The 19,458-nt window shown below is 69.6% G+C and carries 16 protein-coding genes; 9 read left to right on the top strand and 7 right to left on the bottom strand.

Annotated features, from left to right (window positions below; genetic code table 11):
- Window positions 1–118: 118 nt before the first annotated feature.
- From zwf to FHY05_RS07785, 4 genes are read right to left on the bottom strand one after another with little or no spacing between them, the layout of a single operon-like run.
- Window positions 119–1,582 (bottom strand): glucose-6-phosphate dehydrogenase, encoded by a 1,464-nt coding sequence (gene zwf, locus FHY05_RS07800; RefSeq protein ID WP_183943807.1) that lies wholly within the window; start codon window positions 1,580–1,582, stop codon window positions 119–121.
- A gap of 21 nt (window positions 1,583–1,603) precedes the next feature.
- Window positions 1,604–2,533, bottom strand: coding sequence for an N-acetyl-gamma-glutamyl-phosphate reductase (gene argC / locus FHY05_RS07795; protein WP_183943806.1), 930 nt, complete (start codon window positions 2,531–2,533; stop codon window positions 1,604–1,606).
- Complete coding sequence (locus tag FHY05_RS07790) at window positions 2,530–2,892, bottom strand: SH3 domain-containing protein (protein WP_260181393.1); 363 nt, start codon at window positions 2,890–2,892, stop codon at window positions 2,530–2,532. The genes argC and FHY05_RS07790 overlap by 4 nt, the downstream gene beginning before the upstream one ends.
- The gene (locus FHY05_RS07785) at window positions 2,837–3,172 is read right to left on the bottom strand and encodes a MarR family transcriptional regulator (RefSeq protein ID WP_183944036.1); all 336 of its coding nucleotides are present in this window, start codon (window positions 3,170–3,172) and stop codon (window positions 2,837–2,839) included. Before FHY05_RS07785 ends, FHY05_RS07790 begins: the two co-directional genes overlap by 56 nt.
- Before the next feature lie 265 nt (window positions 3,173–3,437).
- Between FHY05_RS07785 and secG the strand changes: the two genes are divergently transcribed.
- The 3 genes from secG (at window position 3,438) to FHY05_RS07770 (ending at window position 7,480) form a co-directional block, all read left to right on the top strand.
- A complete protein-coding gene (gene secG / locus FHY05_RS07780; RefSeq protein WP_183943805.1) occupies window positions 3,438–3,833 on the top strand; it encodes a preprotein translocase subunit SecG in 396 nt (131 codons plus the stop codon).
- Between the two features lie 84 nt (window positions 3,834–3,917).
- Window positions 3,918–5,552: a CTP synthase gene (locus FHY05_RS07775; protein WP_183943804.1), complete on the top strand. Its 1,635-nt coding sequence runs from the start codon at window positions 3,918–3,920 to the stop codon at window positions 5,550–5,552.
- A 92-nt stretch (window positions 5,553–5,644) separates the two neighbouring features.
- Window positions 5,645–7,480, top strand: a complete 1,836-nt coding sequence (locus FHY05_RS07770) for a methyl-accepting chemotaxis protein (RefSeq protein WP_260181390.1) — start codon at window positions 5,645–5,647, stop codon at window positions 7,478–7,480.
- Between the two features lie 369 nt (window positions 7,481–7,849).
- Here FHY05_RS07770 and FHY05_RS07765 read toward each other — a convergent pair whose 3' ends face one another.
- Window positions 7,850–8,317, bottom strand: a complete 468-nt coding sequence (locus FHY05_RS07765) for an Hsp20 family protein (protein WP_183943803.1) — start codon at window positions 8,315–8,317, stop codon at window positions 7,850–7,852.
- A 205-nt stretch (window positions 8,318–8,522) separates the two neighbouring features.
- On the opposite strand from FHY05_RS07765, the gene FHY05_RS07760 reads away from it, so the two are divergent.
- The 5 genes from FHY05_RS07760 (at window position 8,523) to FHY05_RS07740 (ending at window position 14,532) form a co-directional block, all read left to right on the top strand.
- On the top strand, window positions 8,523–10,976 hold the full coding sequence (locus FHY05_RS07760; RefSeq protein ID WP_183943802.1) for a TonB-dependent receptor: 2,454 nt from the start codon (window positions 8,523–8,525) through the stop codon (window positions 10,974–10,976).
- A 521-nt stretch (window positions 10,977–11,497) separates the two neighbouring features.
- On the top strand, window positions 11,498–12,748 hold the full coding sequence (locus tag FHY05_RS07755) for a lipoprotein-releasing ABC transporter permease subunit (protein WP_183943801.1): 1,251 nt from the start codon (window positions 11,498–11,500) through the stop codon (window positions 12,746–12,748).
- Window positions 12,749–12,779: 31 nt separating this feature from the next.
- Window positions 12,780–13,469: an ABC transporter ATP-binding protein gene (locus FHY05_RS07750; RefSeq protein ID WP_183943800.1), complete on the top strand. Its 690-nt coding sequence runs from the start codon at window positions 12,780–12,782 to the stop codon at window positions 13,467–13,469.
- On the top strand, window positions 13,466–14,056 hold the full coding sequence (locus tag FHY05_RS07745; RefSeq protein ID WP_183943799.1) for a GNAT family N-acetyltransferase: 591 nt from the start codon (window positions 13,466–13,468) through the stop codon (window positions 14,054–14,056). Before FHY05_RS07750 ends, FHY05_RS07745 begins: the two co-directional genes overlap by 4 nt.
- A complete protein-coding gene (locus FHY05_RS07740; protein WP_183943798.1) occupies window positions 14,053–14,532 on the top strand; it encodes a glutathione peroxidase in 480 nt (159 codons plus the stop codon). Before FHY05_RS07745 ends, FHY05_RS07740 begins: the two co-directional genes overlap by 4 nt.
- 171 nt (window positions 14,533–14,703) lie before the next feature.
- Here the strand turns inward: FHY05_RS07740 and FHY05_RS07735 are convergent, their stop codons facing one another.
- Window positions 14,704–15,282 (bottom strand): HdeD family acid-resistance protein, encoded by a 579-nt coding sequence (locus FHY05_RS07735; RefSeq protein ID WP_183943797.1) that lies wholly within the window; start codon window positions 15,280–15,282, stop codon window positions 14,704–14,706.
- A gap of 101 nt (window positions 15,283–15,383) precedes the next feature.
- Between FHY05_RS07735 and dnaE the strand changes: the two genes are divergently transcribed.
- Complete coding sequence (gene dnaE, locus FHY05_RS07730; protein ID WP_183943796.1) at window positions 15,384–18,878, top strand: DNA polymerase III subunit alpha; 3,495 nt, start codon at window positions 15,384–15,386, stop codon at window positions 18,876–18,878.
- Here dnaE and FHY05_RS07725 read toward each other — a convergent pair.
- On the bottom strand, window positions 18,862–19,413 hold the full coding sequence (locus tag FHY05_RS07725; RefSeq protein WP_183943795.1) for a TetR/AcrR family transcriptional regulator: 552 nt from the start codon (window positions 19,411–19,413) through the stop codon (window positions 18,862–18,864). The genes dnaE and FHY05_RS07725 overlap by 17 nt on opposite strands.
- Window positions 19,414–19,458 lie beyond the last annotated feature (45 nt).

Genomic DNA, 19,458 nt, shown 5'->3' with positions numbered 1-19,458 from the left:
GTCCGCCGCGGCGTAGGCTATGTCAGCGACCCGCGCTCCGGCGAACGCAGGAGCCCAGAGCCACGAGCGCGCCGCCCGACGCTGCTGGGTTCCTGCGTTCGCGGGAACCCGCACGGCCTCAATCGTCGTGCCAGCTCACCCCGTCGCGCTCGGTCAGCGCGATCGCGCCGGCGGGGCCCCAGGTGCCCGCCGCGTAGTGCTTGGGCTTGGTCTGCGCGGCGGTCCAGCCGGCGCGGATGGCATCGATCCACTTCCACTGCGCCTCGACCTCGTCGCGGCGGACGAAGAGGGTCTGGTCGCCCTCGATCAGGTCGAGCAGCAGCCGCTCGTAGGCGATGCGGCGCCGCGTGCCGGCGAACTGGGCGTCGAGGCTGAGGTTGAGCGGCACCTCGCGCAGCTTGATCCCCTCGCGGTCGAGCCCGGGCTCCTTGGTCATCACCAGCAACTGGACATATTCCTCCGGCTGCAGCCGGATGATCAGCTTGTTGGGCTGGAGCAGCCCGCCGCGGCCGGAGAACATCGAGTGCGGCACCGGCTTGAACTGGATCGCGATCTCGCTGCGGCGCTTGGCCATGCGCTTGCCGGTGCGCAGGTAGAAGGGCACGCCCTGCCAGCGCCAATTGTCGACGAACGCCTTGATCGCGACGAAGGTCTCGACGTCGCTGTCATAGCCGAGCTCGGAATCATAGCCGCGCACGACCTTGCCGCTGACGGCACCTTCCTCATACTGGCCCGTGACGGTGTAGGTCTGCACCTCCTCCGGCTTCATGTGACGCAGCGAGCGGAACACCTTGGCCTTCTCGTCGCGGATCGCGGTGCCGTCGTACAGCGCCGGCGGCTCCATCGCGATCAGCGCGACCAGCTGGAGCATGTGGTTGGCGACCATGTCGCGCAGCGCGCCTGCGCCCTCGTAATAGCCGGCGCGATCCTCGAGCCCGACCGTCTCGGAGATGGTGATCTGGACGTTGTCGATCCCCGTCGCGTTCCAGATCGGCTCGAACATCGAGTTGCCGAACCGCAGCGCCAGGATGTTCTGCACCGTCTCCTTGCCGAGATAGTGATCGATGCGGAAGATCCGATCCTCGGGGAAGACCGAGGCGACGGTGTCGTTGATCTCGCGGCTCGATCCGAGATCGTAGCCGAGCGGCTTCTCCAGCCCGATCCGCACCGTGTCGCCCGCGAGGCCGACGCTCTCCAGCCCCTTCACCGCCGGCTCGAACAGCGACGGCGCGGTGGAGAGATAGATGGCCAGGCCACCCGAGACGTCGCCGATCTTGTCGGCCAGCGGCTGGAAGCTGGTCGGGTCGGACAGGTCGGCGGGTTGGAACTGCAGCCGCTGGAGGAAGCTGTCGATCGCGCCCGGGTCCTTGCGGTCGGCCGGCAGGAACTCGTCGAGCGCCTTCCGCGTGACGTCGCGGAAGGCGTCGTCGTCGAGGTCGCCGCGCGCCGAGCCGGTGATCGTCAGTCCGGCGGGCAGCAACCCGTCGGCATGCAGCCCGAAGAGCGAGGGTAGCAGCATGCGCTTGGCCAGGTCGCCGGTCGCACCGAACAGCAGCAGCTTGCCCACCGGATTGCGCTCCATCTGAGTCTCCTGCGTCGCTTTCTAGAGTGTCAGACCGGCGACGGGGTCGAAGCCGGCCATGATATTGAGGTTCTGCACCGCGGCCCCTGCCGCGCCCTTGCCGAGATTGTCCAGCGTCGCGATCAGCAGCGCTTGGCCGGTCGCCTGGTTGCCGTCGACTCGCAGCGTCATTCGGTCGGACCCGGCATCGTCCTCGATCTTCACCACGGTCGCCGCCTCGTGCGCGAAGCGGACGACGCGCCCGCCATCATAGGCCTCGGCGAGCACCTCGGACAGGTCGGTCAAGGTAGCGGCGCGCGCGAGCTGGCTGAGGTGCAGCGGTACCTGCACCACCATGCCGCGATAGGTCCGCGCCACCGCCGGCTGGAAGATCGGCGCCACGCTCAGCCCGGCATGGCGGGTCATCTCGGCGACATGCTTGTGCGCGAGCGCGAGCGCATAGGGACGGAAGGCGGTCACGGCCTCGCCGCCTTCGAACTCGGCGATCATCGCTTTGCCGCCGCCGGAATAGCCCGAGGCGGCGTTGACGCTGAGCGGCGCGTCAGTGCCGAGCAGACCCGCGCGCACCAGCGGGCGAACCAGCGCGAGGAAGCCGGTGGGATAGCAACCCGGGTTGGTGACCCGGCGTGCCGCCGCGATCCGATCGGCCTGGTCGGGCTCGAGCTCGGCGAGCCCGTAGGTCCAGTCAGAGACGGTCCGATGCGCCGTGGACGCGTCGATCACGCGCGTGCGATCGTTGGCGATCATCGCCACCGCCTCGCGAGCGGCATCGTCGGGCAGGCACAGGATCACCACATCGGCGTCGTTGAGCGCCTCGGCGCGCGCCGCCGGTTCCTTGCGTCGCGACTCCTCGACCGTGACCAGCGCGACATCGCCGCGGCTCGCCAGCCGCTCGCGGATCTCGAGCCCGGTGGTGCCCGCCGCACCATCGATGAAGACGGTGAGCGTCATGGTGCGCGTACCGCGGCGGCGTCGACGTAGCCGACGAGATTCTGATCGACCGCGATCCCCCAGGCGACGTCACCGGTGACGTCGAGCACGTCGAAGGGCGCGCCGGCGGGCAGGTCGGCCAGCGCGGTCGCGGCGGGATCACGTCCCTCACGCAGTGGCGTCGCTTCCGCGAGCGAACGGCGCAGTGGGGCAGCGTAATGCGGTGCGAAGACCTGGTCGGCGAGGCGGACGTCGGCGATGTCGGCGCGCACCGCATGGGTGCGCGGGTCGAGCGTGCGCGACCGCCCGGTCAGCGTGAAGCCACTACGCGGTGACGTGCTGCTGCTCGACGGCGCGGGCGGGCGGGTGGTCGCCGTCACCGATGAACTGGCCGAACTCCTCAAGAAAATCTGCCCCTTCGGATGTACGCGCGACGAAGATGTTGCGCTTGTCGCTGTCGTCGCGTTGGCGGCGCAGATAGCCGAGCGCACCCAGTCTGTTCAAGGCGCGCGTCACCACGGGTTTGGAGACGTTGAGCACACGCGCCAACCCGCGCACCGTGTGCGGCCCGGGCCGCAAGTAAACGACCAGGAGAAGCGCCATCTGGCGATTGGTGAGATCGGGCTCGCCCGAGCGCACGTAATCGACCAGCGCGTTCATCCACGAACTGAGTTCGGGTTGCGCCAATGTTGCCACGTCCTCGTCCCGCTGCATCGCGCCCGGTCCGTTCCGGGTTTGTGCGGGAATAACGCCCGCTTCCGCGGCTGGTTTCAGCCATGTCACGAATTAGCGGGGCGAATTCGTGCCGCCGCGGGCGGCGAGCGGCGCGGTTGATCCGCGCCCGCGGCTCCCCTATGTGCCCGCCATCCGGCGTGCGCGACCTGGTCGCGCGTGCCCCTCGCTGTATCGGACCCGCGTCGCTCCCATGTTCACCTTCCTGCTCGTCGTCCAGGCCATCATTGCGGCTGCCCTCGTCACCGTGATCCTGATGCAGCGCTCGGAAGGCGGCGGGCTGACCTCGTCGGGCAGCCCCTCCGGGCTGATGTCGGCGCGCGGTGCGGCGGATTTCCTGACGCGCGCCACCTCGGTGCTGGCCGGGATCTTCGTGGTGATGAGCATCGTGCTCGCCTTCATCGCGGCGCACCGCGGTGCGGTCTCGGTCGACACCTCGCTGCAGCGGCGCGTGCCCGCGGCACAGACCCAGCAGCCGGCGCCGACTCAGCCCGACGCCGCCGCGCAGGTTCCGCTCGCGGGTGGACCGGCGAACGCCGCCGCGCCGGCCCCGGCGCCGGCCGACAACGGCGTGCCGCTGGCGCGCTGATCGCCGTCACAGCGTCGACTCGTCGCGCGCGGGCGAACCGCGCGCTTGCCCTCGCTCGTACTCTAAGGTTAGGCAGTTCGCCCCATGGCGCGGTATATCTTCATCACCGGCGGCGTGGTCTCCTCGCTCGGCAAGGGTCTCATGGCAGCGAGCCTCGCGGCACTGCTGCAGGCGCGCGGCTATCGCGTGCGGATCCGGAAGTTCGATCCCTACCTCAACGTCGATCCCGGCACGATGAGCCCGTATCAGCACGGTGAGGTCTACGTCACCGACGACGGCGCCGAGACCGACCTCGACCTCGGCCATTACGAGCGCTTCACCGGGGTGGCCTCGCGCCAGTCGGACAACATCACCTCCGGCCGGATCTACAAGACGATCATCGAGCGTGAGCGACGCGGCGACTATCTCGGCGCGACGGTGCAGGTGATCCCGCACGTGACCGACGCGATCAAGGCGTTCGCGCGGGCGGAGACCGACGACCTCGACTTCGTGCTGTGTGAGATCGGCGGCACGGTGGGGGACATCGAGTCGCTGCCCTTCATCGAGTCGATCCGTCAGCTCAAGAACGAGGTGGGCCGCGGCAACGCCATCTCGGTCCATGTCACGCTGGTGCCGTACATCGCCGCCGCGGGCGAGCTGAAGACCAAGCCGACCCAGCACTCGGTGCGCGAGCTCGCCGCGCTCGGCGTCCAGCCCGACGTGCTGGTGTGCCGCTGCGAGAAGCCGCTTCCCGTCTCGGACCGCGCCAAGATCGCATTGTTCTGCAACGTGCCCGAGAGCGCGGTCATCCCGGCGCTCGACGCGGCCAGCATCTACGCGGTGCCGCTGCAATATCATGCCGAAGGGCTCGACTCGGAGGTGCTGCGCGCCTTCGGCATCACGCCCTCCTCGCCCCCCGACCTCACTCGCTGGCAGGAGATCGTCGATCGCCTCCAGCATCCCGAGGGCGAGGTGACGGTCGGCGTCGTCGGCAAGTACGTCGGCCTGCAGGACGCCTATAAGTCGCTCAACGAGGCGCTGGTTCACGGCGGCATCGCCAACCGGGTCAAGGTCAACGTCCGCTGGATTGACGCCGAATTGTTCGAGCACGACGACGAGGAGATCGTCAGCCAGCTCGAGCCGCTCGACGCGATCCTGGTTCCCGGCGCGTTCGGCGAGCGCGGCGCCGAGGGCAAGATCAAGTCGGTGCGGTTCGCGCGCGAGCGCGAGATCCCCTATTTCGGCATCTGCTTCGGCATGCAGATGGCCTGCATCGAGGGCGCGCGCGATCTGGCCGGGATCGCGGAGGCCTCGTCGACCGAGTTCGGCCCCACCGAGCAACCCGTCGTCGGCCTCATCACCGAGTGGATGGGGCGCGACGGGCTCGAGCAGCGCGAGGCGCAGGGCGACCTCGGTGGGACGATGCGGCTCGGCGCCTATGACGCCACGCTCGCCGGCAACAGCGTGGTCGCCTCGATCTACGGCGACACGCAGATCTCCGAGCGCCACCGCCACCGCTACGAGGTCAACACCGGCTATCGCGAGGCGCTGGAGAAGGGCGGGCTGGTGTTCTCGGGCATGTCGCCCGATGGCACGCTGCCCGAGATCGTCGAGCGCCCCGACCATCCGTGGTTCGTCGGCGTCCAGTTCCATCCGGAGCTGAAGAGCAAGCCGTTCGACCCGCACCCGCTCTTCGCCAGCTTCATCGAGGCGGCGGTGAAACAGAGCCGACTGGTGTAGCGCGACGACCGCTCCGGCGAGCGGTCATCTTATAATTGGGGCAGCGGAACCGCGCACCGGACGTCGGCGCGGGTCAACGGAGCGTGCCCCTGATGAACCAGCTACGCATCGCGCCCAGGCTCGTCCTGTCGTTCGCGGTGATCTTCGTCGTGATGCTGGGGATCAACCTGCTCGCGCTCGCCAATGTGAGCCGGATCGACGCCATCGCCGAGGATATCGGTGCGCACCGCCGTCTCAACTACGAGTCGATCTCGGCGCTGGGGCTCGCGGCCACCCAGTACCGTCTCGGCGAAGCCGGGCTGCTGACGGCGCGGGACGGCGCGGAGGCCGCGGCGGCGACGGAGGAGCTCGCCGAGCGCGGGCGCGCGGTGGAGAGCGGGATCGCCGAGCTCAACGGCCGGCTGCGCTCGCCGGTGACCCAGGGCATGCTGCGCGAGTTCGCGCACGACTGGGCGACCTATCGTGCGACCGAGGCGCGCCCACATGGCGGCGCTGCTGCGGCGCGGCTGGCGACGTTCCGCGCGCGCACGCCGGCCTTCGCCGATGTCGCGCGCGACTCGAGCCGGCTGCTGGTGCAGCAATCGGGCTCGCTCGACACCGGCGTGGCCACCGCGCGCGCCCTCGCCGACGAAGCGCGCTTGATCACCTTCGTCGCGATGGCGGTGACCGCGCTGCTGGTGATCGTGATGCTGGCGCTGCTGATCCGCGGCATCGCCCGTCCGCTCGACGCGGTGACCGGCGCGCTGCTGCGGCTCGCCGACGGGGATCTCGGGGTCGAGATCGCTGGCGCGGAGCGCGGCGATGAGGTCGGCGACGTCGCCGCCGCCGCGATCAAGCTGCGCGACCGGCTGCTCGCCGCCGATGAGGAGAAGACGCGGCAGACGGCGCTGATCGTCACCAGCGTGGGCGCCGGGCTCGACTCGCTCGCCCGCGGCGATCTGACGACACGGGTCGACACCGAGCTGGAGGGTGCCTTCGGCAAGCTGCGCACCGATTTCAACGCGGCGATCGGGGCGCTCGCGGCGGTACTCGCCGCGGTGCAGGAGAGCGCCGCGGGGATCAGCGACGGCGCGGCCGACATCCTCCAGGCGACCGACGACCTGTCGCACCGCACCGAGAAGCACGCCGCCGGCCTCGAGCAGACCTCGGCGGCGCTCCAGGAGATCACCGCGACCGTGCGCCAAACCGCCGACGGCGTCGCACGCGTCAACGGCGTGGTGGGGGAGACGCGCGGGGATGCCGAGCGCTCGGGCGAGGTCGTGCGCCGCGCGGTCGAGGCGATGAGCGGCATCCAGCGCGCTTCGCATGAGATCGGCGATATCATCAGCGTGATCGACGGGATCGCGTTTCAGACCAACCTCCTCGCCCTCAACGCGGGGGTGGAGGCGGCGCGCGCGGGCGACGCCGGTCGCGGCTTCGCGGTCGTGGCGCAGGAGGTGCGCGCGCTGGCGCAGCGCTCCGCCGAGGCGGCGCGCGACGTCAAGAAGCGGATCGGCGCCTCGACCGAGCAGGTCGGCGCGGGGGCCAAGCTGGTGGTGGAGGCGGGCGACGCGCTGACCCGTATCATCGCGCGCGTCGGCGAGATCGGCGTGTTGGTCGGGCAGATCGCCGAGGCGGCCGAGCAGCAATCGACCGGGCTCGTGCAGGTGAGCAAGGCGATCGCCGAGATGGACGGCGTCACCCAGCAGAACGCCGCGATGGTGGAGCAGACCACCGCCGCGGCGCGCGCGCTCGCCGGCGAGGCGGACGCGTTGGCGCAGGAGGTCGCGTGTTTCCTGCTCGACCGCTCGACGCCGACCCGCGCCGGCATGCCGAGCCACCGCCAGCTCGAGGCGCCGCGGCGCCGCTTGCCCAAGCCCGCGCCGCGGCTCGGCCATGCGGCGCGGGCACGAACGGCCGACGACGACGGCGCACGGCGCGCGGAGTAAGCCTTTGGGACGGCATTCGAGCCAAACCGTGCTCCCGCGGCTGCGGGAGCGCGGTTGGGCCGGCAGTGACCGCGTTAGCCGCAGCTTCGGCGTTCGCCGGAGCGCGCCGACCGTTCAGACGAGATGGATCAGGCGATCGCAGGGGAGCGCATCGCGCTGCCGCCTTCGCGGGCGCTCAGGCGCTTGGATCGCTCGTGATCGGGGTGGCGCTGGGATCCTCTCGCGTGAAGACGCTTGGATGGCGAGCGACAGCGTTGCCCTTCGAGACAGCGCGACAAGGGAAAGGCGCCCGAGCCTGTCGACCCGGACGCCCCCACCGGCGCCTCGAAAGGGAGCAAAGAGACGCCGATCCCGCTCGCGCGGCTGGCGTTACGCGGCTTTGGCCTCGTCGGCGGACTTCTCCTCCACCGCGGCGAGCTGCGGGCCGGTCTTGATCGCGATCGACTTCGGCTTCATCGCCTCGGGCACTTCGCGGACCAGGTCGATCACCAGCAGGCCGTCGTTCAGCCGCGCATCCTCCACGAAGACGAAGTCGGCCAGTTCGAACCGCCGCTCGAAGCTGCGGTTGGCGATGCCGAGGTGGAGAAACTGCGCATTCTCCGCACGATCATCCTTCTTGCCGGCGACGAGCAGCAGGTTCTGCTGCGCGATGATCTCGATCTCGTCGCGGCCGAAGCCGGCGACGGCCAGCGTGATGCGGTAGCGGTCGTCGGCGACTCGCTCCAGGTTGAACGGCGGGTAATTCTCGGATGCGCCGCGCGCGTTCGCCTCGATCATGTCGAACAGACGATCGAAGCCGATGGTCGAGCGGCGGTAGGGAGTCAGGTCGAAACGCATGTTCAAATCCTCCGATGAGCTATTTGAAGCAAGGCGCCCGGTCGTCCGCGGCGCCTTTGTCCGTGCGGCCCGGCCAGCGGCGCCGCACGCTTCGTAGATGGGAGTGGTGCGAAGCGTTTCAAGTCCCCCTGATACTCCTACTTCGTTGATAGATGATGCGGGATCAGCGATGCAGGACGGTGTCGAGACTAACAGGGGGAAATCGATGTCGCTGACGCTCGCGCTTCTACTGGCGCAGGCCGCTGTGCCGTCGGCCGCCGCTCAGACGACAGGCGCGCCGGCCGACACGACGTCGCAGGACGATGCGGTGGTCCGCGGCGCGAACGACGGCAGCGGCGACAACGAGCGCGGGCGGCTCGGACCGGCGCAGCAGGGCGGGGGCGACATCGTCGTCACCGCGCGGCGCCGCGCGGAGAGCGTGCAGCGCGTGCCGCTCGCGGTCTCGGTGATCGGCGGCACCGCGCTGGCGGAGACGGGCGCGTACAATGTCAGCCGGCTGACGCAGATCCAGCCGACCCTCCAGTTCTACTCGACCAACCCGCGCAATTCGGCGGCCAACATCCGCGGCCTGGGCGCGCCGTTCGGTCTCACCAACGACGGGATCGAGCAGGGCGTCGGCATCTACGTCGACCAGGTCTACTACTCGCGCATCGCCTCGGCGACCTTCGACTTCACCGACACCGAACGGATCGAGATCCTGCGCGGCCCGCAGGGCACGTTGTACGGCAAGAACACCACCGCGGGCGCGATCAACATCACCACGCGGCGGCCGAGCTTCACCCCCGAGGCGCGGGTCGAGCTCACCGCGGGCAACCTCGAGTTCCTCCAGGCCAAGGCCTCGGTCTCCGGCCCGCTGATCGACGACACGCTGGCGATCCGCTTATCCGCCTCCGTGACGTCTCGGCGCGGCACGATCTACAACACCCGCACGGGCGCCTACGTCAACGCGCAGGACAACCGCAGCGTGCGGGGGCAGCTGTTCTGGCAGGCGGCGTCCAACCTCGATCTCACCCTCGCGGGCGATTACAACAACCAGGATCCGGACTGTTGCGCACAGATCTTCGCGCGGGTCGGGCGCACGCAACGGCCGCTGTCGCGGCAATATGAGGCGCTCGCCGCCGCCTTCGGCTACGAGCCACCGTCACGCAACGCCTTCGACCGGCTCACCGACCTCGACACGCCGTTGCGCGCACGCCAGGAGCTGGGCGGCGTGTCGCTGGTGGCCAATTGGGACCTCGGCGCGGCGACGCTCACCTCGGTCTCGGCGTGGCGCTTCTGGGACTGGGATCCGTCGAACGACCGCGATTTCATCGGCCTGCCGATCACCACGGTGTCGGCCAACCCGTCGCAGCAGAGGCAGGTGAGCCAGGAGCTGCGCGTCGCCTCGAACGGGCAGCACCGCGTCGATTACGTCGCCGGCCTGTTCTACTTCCGCCAGACGATCGACACGCAGGGGCTACAGGTGCAGGGCCCCGCGGCGAGCCGCTGGCTGCTCAACCCGGGTGACCCGCCGTTCGGGGCCAACGGCTGCGCGCGCCCGAGCAGCGCGGCGTGCAACCCGGCGATCCTCGACGGGCTGACCGCGCGCAACACGATCGGCTTCACCAACACCTCCGCCGCGGCGTTCGGGAAGCTCACCTGGCATCTCGGCGACAGCTTCTCGATCGCGCCCGGCGTGCGCGTCAACTATGACAAGAAGCGCGGCTCCTACGTCTCGGTGGTGACGACGGGCAGCGGCTCGACCACGCTGACCAGCGATCAGCGCGGCGTCCTCGCGCCGCAGAGCTACGCGCCCGACTTCGACAATTGGAACGTCTCAGGCGATATCACCGCCGCTTGGGACCTCGCCGCCGACGTCCACGGCTACGCGACCTACGCGCGCAGCTACAAGTCGGGGGGGATCAACCTCTCGGGTCTGCCGCTCGACGCCGGCAACAATCCTATCCTCGGCGCGGCGACGGTGAAGCCCGAGAAGGTCAACCACTATGAGCTGGGGCTCAAGACCCAGTTCCTCGATCGCCGCGCGACGGTGAACCTGGCGGCCTTCTGGACCGACATCTCGGACTATCAGGCGACCGTCACCAACGGCCAGCTCGGGGTGCTGCGCGGCTATCTCGCCAATGCGGGGAAGGTGCGGACGCGCGGCGTCGAGCTCGACTCGGCGTTCCGCCCGACGACGCGGCTCAACGTCTACGCCAACGCGGCCTATACCGACGCCAAATACGTCGACTTCACCGATGCGCCGTGCCCGCCCGAGCTGTCGGGCGGCACGAGCAGCCCGGCCAATTGCGACATCTCGGGCCAGCGCTTGCCCGGCATCTCCAAATGGGCCTTCTCCTACGGCGCCGAATACGCGGTGCCGGTGACGCTGGGCGGCGAGGGTGGCAACGTCTATCTCGGTTATGACGGCAGCTATCGCTCCGACTTCTCGAGCAACCCGTCGGAGTCGATCTACACCAACATCGACGGTTACTCGATCTCGAACGTGCGGCTGGGCTATCGCAGCGACCGTGGGCTCAACGCCTTCCTGTGGCTGCGCAACGCCTTCGACCAGGACTATTACGAGCTGCTGGCGACGCAGTCGGGCAACACCGGGCTGGTGGTCGGCCAGCCGGGTGACCCGCGCACGTATGGGGTGACCGTGTCGGCGAGTTTCTGATCGGGGGCGGGCCGGCGGGCGCCGCTCCCGTGGGCGTGGTTCACCCATTCGGTAGCGCGCCTTCCCGGCACTGGACCGGGATCCTCGATGCTTCATCCGATACGTCGGAGGCGTTCGCGGCAGCATGGATGTCGGATGGAGTTGGGCAGGACGCGCCGGGGGCGCGACGTCGACGATCGCTGACCTACACCAGCGATCCCGCTTGAACGCGCGCGTGGCGTCACCACATTGCCGCCACAAAGCAAACGCCCGGGCCGCTCATCGCGACCCGGGCGCCTGCGTGACGATCGCTCGTCAGCCCCCTATCCCGCCGTCTGCCCGCGCGCTTCGGTGTGAAGCGGAGCTCGACGACATTCCCCGAACCACGGCCTTTGCCTGTGTGCCAGTGAGCGAAGGTATGCTGGTGCGGCGTTCGGCTGTCGACCGAAATGAACGCCGGCAAAACCGATTGCGGCAGCTCTGTGTCGAATCCGCCACACGCCCCGTTGCGCCGCCGCGCGCGCCATCCTAGAGGCGGCGGCATGTTGCTGTCGCGCTACGAGAGCATGATCGCGCGGCGGTATCTGCTGCCCGGTCGCGGTGAGCGGTTCATCGTCCTGGTCGCGGGCTTCTCGCTCGGCGCGGTGATGCTCGGTGTCGCCGCGCTGGTCATCGTGATGAGCGTGATGAACGGCTTCCGCGCCGAGCTGTTCGACAAGATCGTGGGGCTCAACGGTCACGCCGTGATCCAGGGCTATAACGGCCGGCTGCCGGACTGGCGCCGCGCGCTGGCCGAGGCGAAGGCCACCCCGGGGGTCACCAGCGCGATCCCGATGATCGAGCAGCCCTTGTTCGTCACCTACAACGGCCGCGCCGAGGGAATCATCCTGCGCGGCATGCGACCCGAGGATATCCGCGCCAACCGGACGATCAACTCCAAGGTGATCGTCGGCAGCCTCGCCAGCGTGACGCCGGGCAGCAACAATGTCGCGATCGGCGCGCGGCTGGCGGAGCAGCTCGGCGCGACGATCGGGTCCGAGATCACGCTGATCAACCCGCTCGGCCCGTCGACGCCGTTCGGCACCATGCCGCGCTACGTCAACTACACCGTCGGCGCGATCTTCGAGGTCGGCGTGTACGACTATGACAAGGCCTATGTCGTGATGCCGCTCGCCGACGCGCAGACGCTGCTGCTGAGCGGGGACAGTGTCGGGATCATCGAGCTGCAGACCAGCGACGCCGACCGCGTCGGCGAGATCCTCGCCCCATTGACCCGTAAGGTGCAGGGCTATGCCGCGGTGGCCGACTGGCGCCGGCTCAACGCCGAGCTGTTCGACGCGCTCGCGGTCGAGCGCGTGGCGATGTTCACCGTGCTGTGCATCATCATCCTGGTCGCCGCCTTCAACATCGCCTCGTCGCTGATCATGCTGGTGCGCTCCAAGACGCGCGACATCGCGATCCTGCGCACCATGGGCGCGAGCCGCGGCGCGATGCTGCGGATCTTCATCACCGTGGGCACGACGATCGGGGTGCTCGGCACCGTGGCGGGGCTGCTGCTCGGCTTCGGCTTCCTGTTCATCCGCCAATCGGTGGTGAACGCGGTCCAGGCGATCACCGGGCAGAACCTGTGGGACCCGTCGATCCGCTACCTCACCGAGCTGCCGTCCAAGCCCAACCCGGTCGAGATCATCGCCATCGTGCTGATCACGCTGCTGATGACTTTCCTGGCGACGGTCTATCCCGCGCTCAAGGCGGCGGGCACCGACCCCGTCGAGGTGCTGCGCTATGAGTGAGGCGATGCCGCGCACCGTTGGGAGTGAGGCGATGCTGCGTACCGGTGCGAGTGAGGCGGTCCTCCAGACGAGCGGCCTGGCGCGCAGCTTCACCCAGGGCGGGGCGACGATCCACGTGCTGCGCGGCGTCGACCTCGCCATCGCGCCGAGCGAGATCGTCGCGCTGCTGGGTCCGTCCGGCTCGGGCAAGTCGACCTTGCTCCAGGCGGTCGGGCTGCTCGAGGGCGGTTTCGCCGGATCGATCCGGATCGGCGGCGTGGAGGCGGCGCAGCTCGACGCCGCCGGGCGCACCGCGATGCGGCGCGACCGGCTCGGCTTCGTCTACCAGTTCCACCACCTGCTGCCCGACTTCAACGCGATCGAGAACGTGGTGCTGCCGCAGCTGATCCACGGCGCCGAGCGCGCGCCGGCGGAGGAGCGTGCCGCGGAGCTGCTCACCGCGCTCGGCGTCGGGCACCGGCTGACGCATCGGCCGGCGCAGCTCTCGGGCGGCGAGCAGCAGCGGGTCGCGGTGGCGCGCGCGCTCGCCAACCGGCCCGCGCTGGTGCTGGCCGACGAGCCGACCGGCAACCTCGACGAGCATACCGCCGACGTCGTGCTCGCCGAGTTCCTGCGGCTGGTGCGCGGCGAGGGCTCGGCGGCGCTGGTGGCGACACACAACGAGCGGCTCGCCGCCAAGATGGACCGCGTCGTGCGGCTGCACGAGGGCACGATCGCGTGAGCCGCTGGCGCGAGACGCCGCGGCTGGTCGGGCAGCACGTGGTGCTCCGCCCGCTCACTCCGGAGGACGCACCCGCGCTCGCCGCGGCGGCGGAGGATGGCGACCTGACCGAGTTGTTCTTCGCCAACGTCTCCGGCCTGACCGATCCCGACGCCTTCGTCGCCGCCGCGCTGCGCGAGCGTGACTTCGGTCGCGCGCTGCCGTTCGCGGTGGAGACGCCGGACGGTCGCGTCGTCGGCCTCACGCGGCTGATGCGGATGAGCGAGGCGCACCGCCGGGTCGAGATCGGCGGCACCTTCTACGCGCGCTCGGTGCAGCGCACCGGGGTCAATACCGAGGCCAAGCTGCTGCTGCTCGGTCACGCCTTCGACGCGCTCGGCTGCCAGGTGGTGCAGATCCGCACCGACTGGTTCAACAAGCGTTCGCAGGCCGCGATCGAGCGGCTCGGCGCCAAGCGCGACGGCGTGCTGCGCTCGCACCAGTTGTTCAACGGGCGGGTGCGTGACCTGGTGGTCTACTCGATCATCGCGAGCGAGTGGCCCGGCGTGCGGACCAACATCGAGTTCCTGCTGCGGAGGCACGGATGAGCGTGATCACCGACCTGAGCGTGAGGACGGCCGACGGCGGCGAGCAGTCGCTCGCGGACTATGCGGGCAGGGTGCTGCTGGTGGTCAACACCGCGTCCGAGTGCGGGTTCACGCCGCAATATGCCGGGCTGGAGGAGCTGTATCGTGCTTATGGCGAGCGCGGGCTGGTGGTGCTGGGCTTCCCGTGCAACCAGTTCGGCGCGCAGGAGCCGGGCGACGCCGCCGAGATCGCGACCTTCTGCTCTACCCACTACGACGTGACCTTCCCGATCTTCGCCAAGGTCAAGGTCAACGGCGCGGGTGCGGCCCCGTTGTTCGAGCGGCTCAAGCGCGCCGCGCCGGGGCTGCTGGGTTCGCGCGCGATCAAGTGGAATTTTACCAAATTCTTGGTCGCGCGCGATGGCGAGACGGTGCGCCGCTACGCGCCGACCACCGCGCCCGAGGCGCTGCGGGCCGAGATCGAGGCGCTGCTGTAGCGGCCGGACGGGGCAACGCACCGCCTCGCACCGACCGCGTCATCCTGAACTTGCTTCGGGATTGCCCCCGCCACACACCTATCGGTCAAGGCGCGCGCGATATCGTGCATTCCGAGACCACCGCCGGACGCCGCGAGGATGGGGCAAGGGCGCGCTCCGACGCGTTGCCCCTCACTGCTGCACCATCTCCTCGGGTACCGCGAAGGCGCTCGCGCCGCTGCGGTGATCGCTCGCCGCGGCGATCGCGGTCACGCCGCCGAACAGGAAGCTGATCCCCAGCACATAGCCCGGCAGCGTCAGCGCCGACCACGGCACCGTCATCAGGATGAACAACGCCAGCAGCAGGTTGATGGCCCCCAGCACGATCATCATGACGCGTCGGCGCCGCATCCGCGTGCCCGCGACGATCTCCAGCACGCCGCGCACGCCGAGCCACACCGCCACCATCAAGGTCAGCGACACCGCGCCGGTGATCGGCTCGAACACCATGATCGCACCCACGACGACGGAGAGGACGCCGAACAGCAGGGCGTAGAGGCGGCTCTCGCTGCCATGACCGAACACGCCCGCCGCGATCGAGAACACCCCCGAGATGAAGAACAGCGTCCCGATCACCACCGTCGCGGCGTAGGTCGCCACATAGGGCCAGATGATCGCCGCCAAACCGACCAGCACCGACACCACGCCATAGGCCATGATCCAGCCCCAGCCGGCGCCCATCGCGCGCGGCACGCCTCTAACATCGCTCATGTCCGTCCTCCTGCTGCGCCGGCGAACGGGCCGGCGCGGGCCGGGTTCCGGCGGTCGCGCGGCGGCTGGCCGAATCGGGTCGCGAGGCTTAGCTAGGAGCGATGCCACATTCGGGCTTCGTGCCGCTCCGCATCTTCTCCAGCTACACCATGCTCGATGGCGCGATCGAGCCCAAGGCGATCGCCAAGCGCGCCGCCAAGCTCGGCTTCCCCGCCGCGGCGCTGACCGATCGCAACGGCCTCTACGCCGCCATGGCCTTCTCGGACGCCGCGAGAGGTGCGGGCGTCCAACCGGTGATCGGCACGATGCTGGGCGTGGCCCGGCCCGACATGCCCGAGGGCGCCGCGACGGTCGTCGACTGGATCGCGCTCTACGCGCAGGACGCGGCGGGCTACGACAACCTCTGCGCCTTGGTCAGCCACGCGCATCTCGACCGTCCGCTCGAGCTGGCGCCGCACGTCGGCTTCGAGATCCTCGAGCGCCACGCCGCCGGGCTGATCGCGCTCACCGCGGGCGCCGAGGGCGGCGTGGCGCGACTGTTCGCCGAGGACCAGCCCGCGCGCGCGATCGCTTATGCCGATCGGCTCCATGCCACCTTCGGTGACCGGCTCTACGTCGAGCTGTGCCGCCGCGACGACCCGATCGAGGAGCGTGCCGAGGCGCCACTGCTGGATCTCGCCTACGAGCGCGCATGGCCGATCGTCGCCACCAATCCCAGCTGTTTCGAAGAAGCCGATTTCGGCGCCGCGCACGATGCCATGCTGTGCATCGCCAGCTCCAGCTACCTCGAGAGCGACGATCGGCCGAAGAGCTGCGGGCACGCCTGGATGAAGCCCGCCGAGGCGATGCGGGAGCTGTTCGCCGACCTGCCCGAGGCGATCGCCAACACGCTGGTGGTAGCGCAGCGCTGCGCGGTCGCCGCGCCGAAGCGCAAGCCGATCCTCCCCAGTCTCGCAGGCGACCGCGAGGGCGAGGCGACGATGCTGCGCGATCGCGCACGCGAGGGGCTGGCGGCGCGGATCGAGCGCATCGTCGCGCTCGGCCAGGCACCCGCCGACCCCGACTGGCAGGAGACGTACAAGCAGCGTCTCGAGTTCGAGCTCGACGTCATCATCCAGATGGGCTTCCCCGGCTATTTCCTGATCGTCGCGGACTTCATCCAATGGGCCAAGGCGCACGACATACCCGTCGGCCCAGGGCGCGGCTCGGGCGCGGGCTCGGCGGTGGCCTGGGCGCTGACGATCACCGATCTCGACCCGATCAAGCTGGGACTGCTGTTCGAGCGTTTCCTCAATCCCGAGCGCGTGTCGATGCCCGACTTCGACATCGACTTCTGCGAGACCCGGCGCGGCGAGGTGATCCGCTACGTCCAGGAGAAATACGGCCGCGACCAGGTCGCGCAGATCATCACCTTCGGTAAGCTCAAGGCCCGCGCGGTGCTCAAGGACACCGGGCGCGTGCTGCAGATGAGCTACGGCCAGGTCGACCGGCTCGCCAAGCTCGTCCCCAACCACCCGACCGACCCGTGGACGCTCGACCGCGCGCTCAACGGTGTCTCCGAGCTGGCGCGCGAATATGCGAACGACAACGAGGTGCGGCGCCTGCTCGACCTCGCGATGAAGCTCGAGGGGCTGCCGCGTCACTCCTCGACCCATGCCGCCGGCGTGGTGATCGGCGACCGGCCGCTGGCGCAGCTCGTCCCGCTCTACCGCGACCCGCGCTCTGACATGCCGGTGACCCAGTTCGACATGAAATATGTCGAGGGCGCCGGACTGGTGAAGTTCGACTTCCTCGGCCTCAAGACGCTGTCGGTGCTGAAGAAGGCCGTGCAGCTGCTGGCCAAGCGCGGGATCGAGGTCGATCTCGACGCGCTGCTGTGGGACGACGAAGGGGTCTATAAGCTGCTTCAGCGCGGCGACACCGTCGGCGTGTTCCAGCTTGAATCCGAGGGGATGCGGCGCACGCTCTCGGCGGTGCGGCCGACCAATTTCGGCGACATCGTCGCGCTCGTCTCGCTCTACCGCCCTGGACCGATGGACAACATCCCCTCCTTCGGCCGGCGCAAGCAGGGCAGCGAGGAGATCACCTACCCGCACCCGCTGCTCGAGCCGATCCTGAAGGAGACCTACGGGATCTTCGTCTACCAGGAGCAGGTCATGCAGGCGGCGCAGATCCTCGCCGGCTACTCGCTCGGCGGCGCCGACCTGCTGCGCCGCGCGATGGGCAAGAAGATCAAGGCGGAGATGGACGCGCAGCGCGCCACCTTCGTCGCCGGCTGCGCCGAGCATAACGGGATCAAGAAAGAATATGCCAACCAGCTGTTCGACTTGATCGACAAGTTCGCTGGCTATGGCTTCAACAAGAGCCACGCCGCGGCCTACGCGCTGCTCGCCTATCAGACCGCCTGGCTCAAGGCGCATCATCCGGCCGAGTTCTTCGCCGCCTCGATGTGCTACGACCTGCACCTCACCGACAAGCTGGCGATCTTCGTCGACGACATGCGCCGGCTCGGGGTCGGGCTGCTGCCGCCCTGCATCAACGCCAGCGCGGCCGAGTTCGACGTCGAGGTCGATGCCGAGGGCGTGCCGTCGGTCCGCTACGCGCTCGCCGCGCTCAAGTCGGTCGGCGAGGGCGCGATGGAGCGGTTGTGCGAGGAGCGCGCGGGCACGGGTGCCTTCCGCAGCCTCGACGATCTCGCCACCCGCGTCGACCCGCGCCTGCTCAACAAGCGCCAGCTCGAGACGCTCGCGGCCGGTGGCGCGTTCGACTCGCTCGAGCCCAACCGCGCCGGGGTCCATGCCGTCGCCGAGACGATGCTCGCGATCGCGGCGCGCACGCACGAGGGGCGCGCCAGCGGGCAGGGCGGGCTGTTCGGCGACGACGCGGGCGCGGGCGATACGATCAAGCTGCCCGATGCGCGTTGGTCGCTCGCCGAGCGGATGGAGCAGGAGAAAGAAGCATTCGGCTTCTATTTCTCCGCGCACCCGGTCGATCGCTACCGCCACCTCGCCAAGACGCACGGCGCGCGCAGCTACGTCGCGTTGGGCGAGCTGCCGATCGCCGAGGGCGCGCGCGTGATGGCGACGATGGCGGTGCTGGTCGAGGACGCGCGCTGGCGCACCTCGGCGCGCGGCAAGCGCTACATGATGGCGACGCTGTCCGACTCGACCGGCCAGTTCGTCGCGACCTGCTTCGACGACGGGCCCGCCGCCGATCTGGAGGAGGCGGCGCGCAACGGCGGCTGCGGGCTGGCGACGGTCGAGCTCGACCGGCGACCGGGCGAGGAGACGCCGCGCGTCACCGTCAAGTCGATCAGGCCGTTCGAGGGACTGGCCTCGTCGACCCGCTTCGCGCTCGAGGTTCATGTCAGCGCGGCCGCCGCGGTGACGGGGCTGGTCGCACTGATCGGCGACTCGCGCGGCGCGCGCGGCAAGGTCACGCTCAGGGTGCCGCTGGACGGCGACGAGCAGGCCACCGTGGTGCTCGGCCGCGACTTCGCGCTCGACGCCGAACTCGCCGAGCGGATCGAGCATCTGCCCGGCGTCACCAAGGTCGAGTTCGACATCGAGGAGACGCGGCTCAAGTCGGTCGGCTGATCCCGGCGACGTAGAGCGCGAGTACCGCGCCCACCTGCTCCGGCGGCGCGTCGACGCGCGAGTCGAGCGCGAGCGTGGCGAGCCCGTGGACGATCGCCCAGCAGCCCAAAGTCGCGTCGGCGTCGTCGCTGCCCATGACCGCGGCGACGCGATCGGCCAGGATGGCGAAGGCGGGGGCGTCCTCGCGCCTTTTCTCCGGAGCGCACTCGCTGTCCACCGGCCGCGCGAACATCAGCCGGAACAGCGCGGGATGAGCGCGCGCGAAGGCGACATAGGCGAGCCCCTGCGCGATCAGCCGCTCCCGGTCGCTACCCTCGGCGTCGGCCGCGACCAGACGCGCGGCGAGCGTGGCGAAGCCGCGCTCGGCGACGGCGGCGAGCAGCGCGGCCTTGTCAACGAAGTGCCGATACGGCGCCATCGCCGACACGCCCGCCGCCCGCGCCAGTGCGCGGATGCCGGGTTCGTTCTCCCCGGCCTCCAGCATCGCCTCGGCTTGGTCGAGCAGCTGGTCGCGGAGGTTGGCGGGAACATTCATCTGTTTACACCGTATACATGCCGAACTATGTTTACGGTGTAAACG

This window comes from Sphingomonas sp. BK580, from assembly GCF_014194975.1.
Taxonomy (GTDB): Bacteria; Pseudomonadota; Alphaproteobacteria; order Sphingomonadales; family Sphingomonadaceae; genus Sphingomonas.
Note: the sequence above shows the minus strand (reverse complement) of the source record. Positions and strands in the feature narration are given on the sequence as shown.